Origin of the sequence: Sinomonas sp. (assembly GCF_036848755.1) — a bacterium.
In the GTDB taxonomy this organism is placed as follows: Bacteria; Actinomycetota; Actinomycetes; order Actinomycetales; family Micrococcaceae; genus Sinomonas.
On the sequence record NZ_DAIUJO010000226.1, the window covers coordinates 1 to 2,542 of the forward strand.

2 protein-coding genes and 1 pseudogene are annotated in these 2,542 nt (G+C 72.9%); all 3 read left to right on the forward strand.

Going from position 1 to position 2,542, the window contains the following annotated elements:
* Positions 1-782: pseudogene (locus V7053_RS18745) on the forward strand (glycosyl transferase); the annotation flags it as partial.
* Between the two features lie 69 nt (positions 783-851).
* The gene (locus V7053_RS18750; protein WP_334173766.1) at positions 852-1,403 is read left to right on the forward strand and encodes a hypothetical protein; all 552 of its coding nucleotides are present in this window, start codon (positions 852-854) and stop codon (positions 1,401-1,403) included.
* 280 nt (positions 1,404-1,683) lie between these two features.
* The coding region (locus V7053_RS18755) for a transglycosylase domain-containing protein (protein WP_334173767.1) at positions 1,684-2,542 on the forward strand (859 nt) is incomplete at its 3' end.

Sequence of the window (2,542 nt, forward strand, 5' to 3'; positions counted from 1 at the left end):
TCCTCGCCACGAGCATCTGGACCGCGGTGCTCCTCGGCCGCGACTCCTCCTGGCTTCCGTGGCTCAAGTCCGCGACCGTCGTCCTCGGTGTGCTGGCGGCCATCGCCCTCCTGGCCCGCCTGGACCGCCGGCGTCTCGGCGCCGTCGCCGTCGCCGCCGCCGCCCTGCTCGCCGGCGGCCTCGGCCCCGCGGCGTTCACCCTCGCCACCGCCTCCGCGGGACACGCCGGGGGCATGCCGGCCTCCGGCCCCACCGGGCAAGGCGGCTTCGGGGGCTTCGGCAACCGGGCGGGCTTCGGCGGCTTCCGGGACGGCACCGGCACCGCGGGCACCCAGGCCGAGGGCGCCGGACCCGACGCGGCCGCCCGGAACGGCCAGCGCGCCGCCTTCGGGCCAGGCGACGGGAACGTGAACGCCTCAGGCGACCTCGTGAAGCTGCTCAGGCAGACCACCACCAAATGGTCGGCCGCGACGACCGGGGCGAACTCCGCCGCCAGCCTCGAACTCGCCTCCGACACCAACGTCATCGCGATCGGCGGCTTCATGGGCACAGACCCGTACCCCACCCTCGACCAGTTCAAGGCCATGGCCGCCAACGGCCAGATCGCCTACTTCATCCCGGGAGGCGGGATCGGCGGAGGCGGCTTCGGCGGAGGCGGCTTCGGCGGCGGCGGCTTCGCCGGCCGGGCCGGCACCGACAGCTCCGCGATCACCCAATGGGTCGAATCCCACTTCCACCCCACCACCGTCGCCGGCACCACCGTGTACAGACTCGCCAAGTGAGGCCCCCGCCGCAGCCCGCCCGGCCCACCGCCACCCCCACGGCGGCCCGAGGAGGAGACTGATCCCCCCATGTTCGCAGGCCCTTTCGTCGTCATCGCCCTGCTGGTCGCCTCCTGCGCCGCGGCCCTGCTGTCCGCGGCGCAGGCCGTCCGGGCCCCCTCCGGGCAGCACCGCGCCAGCGAGGCCGCACGGGTCCTCCTGGCCGCGGTGGTGGGCGCGACCGCCCTGGGCTGGGCCCGCTCGGCCCCCGCACTGCTGGGAACGGCACTGGCAGCGGTTCTGCTCTGGTCCATCGCCAGCGCCGCCCTGGACCGGCGCCACCGCCGCCCCGGGGCCGCGGCGGCGGCCTACCGGGCCGTCCTGGCGCTTCTGGCCGCCTGGGTGCTCTCCTCCGCCGCCCGGGCCGGGACCTCCCCGGCAGGCCACCCGGCCCACCAGCTCGGAGTGATCGTCCTTGACCTCCTCGCAGCAGTCCTGATGACCATCGCCGCCGCCGGCTGGCTGCTGGCAGCGTTCGCCATGCCCGCCGAGAGCACCTCGAAGCCGGTACCCCGGCTGACCGGGACCACCGAAGCGCTGCTGGCCGCCGCCCTGGCAGTGGCCCTCTACGCGATCTCCTGAACGGCCTCTGTCCGTGGACAACTGGGCCGCGCTCGGCGACAGCCAAGCCCTCCGGCCGCAACCGCGGCCTCATCCTGATCCCAGAACGGAGCCCAGACCAGAGGCCCGGCTGCACCTGCTGCTGCGGCAGCACACGACGGTTGCGACTTTGCCGGGGAGCAAGGGACAGCGGGGTTTCTTAGAGATCCCTTAGACGGTCCCGGGCATGATTGCCATGATCGTCCGGTCGGGAGGCGCGGATGGCCCCGCCCCCCGTCCGCGGAGGAAGGATGCTGCGAGCATGCGAACCACAGGAACTCCGCCCGGAACGGGCAGGACCCGGCTGGTCGACACGAGCACGGCCCTGGGCAAGCTCGTGGCCTTCCTGGGCATCAGCGTCCTGTGCGGGGTCCTGGTGGCCGGGCTCATGGGCCCGGCGGTGGCGATGACGGGGGCGGCGGCGAACGGGTCGGTGCAGTTCTTCGACAGCCTCCCCAGCAGCCTCCAGACCACCCCGCCAGCGCAGGTGACCCGGGTCCTGGCCGCGGACGGGTCGGTGATCGCGACCCTGTTCACCGAGAACAGGACGGAGGTGCCGCTGTCCCAGATCTCCAAGAGCATGCAGGACGCGATCGTCGCGATCGAGGACTACCGGTTCTACCAGCACGGCGGGGTCGACCCCCTCGGGATCCTCCGTGCCCTCACGATCGACGCCGGCGGGGGCCGTCAGGGCGCCTCGACCCTGACCCAGCAGTACGTGACGAACGTGCTCAACGAGGACCTGATCGCCCAGGGCAAGAGCGCCGACGTCGTGCTCAACGGCGCCCAGAAGACCATCGGGGACAAGCTGCGGGAGATGAAGCTGGCCATCGCCCTGGAGCAGCACATGTCCAAGGACCAGATCCTGGCCGGCTACCTGAACATCGTCTCCTTCAGCGGCAACGCCTACGGGGTCCAGGCCGCCGCCCAGTACCTCTTCTCCGTCGACGCCAAGGACCTGTCCCTGCCCCAGGCCGCCCTTCTGGCCGGCCTGGTCAACGGCCCCGGCTACTACGACCCCACGGCGTACCCGGACCGGGCCGTGGCGCGGCGCAACCTGGTCCTGGACGCGATGCTCACCCACGGCTACATCACCCAGGCCCAGCACGACGCCGCGGCCA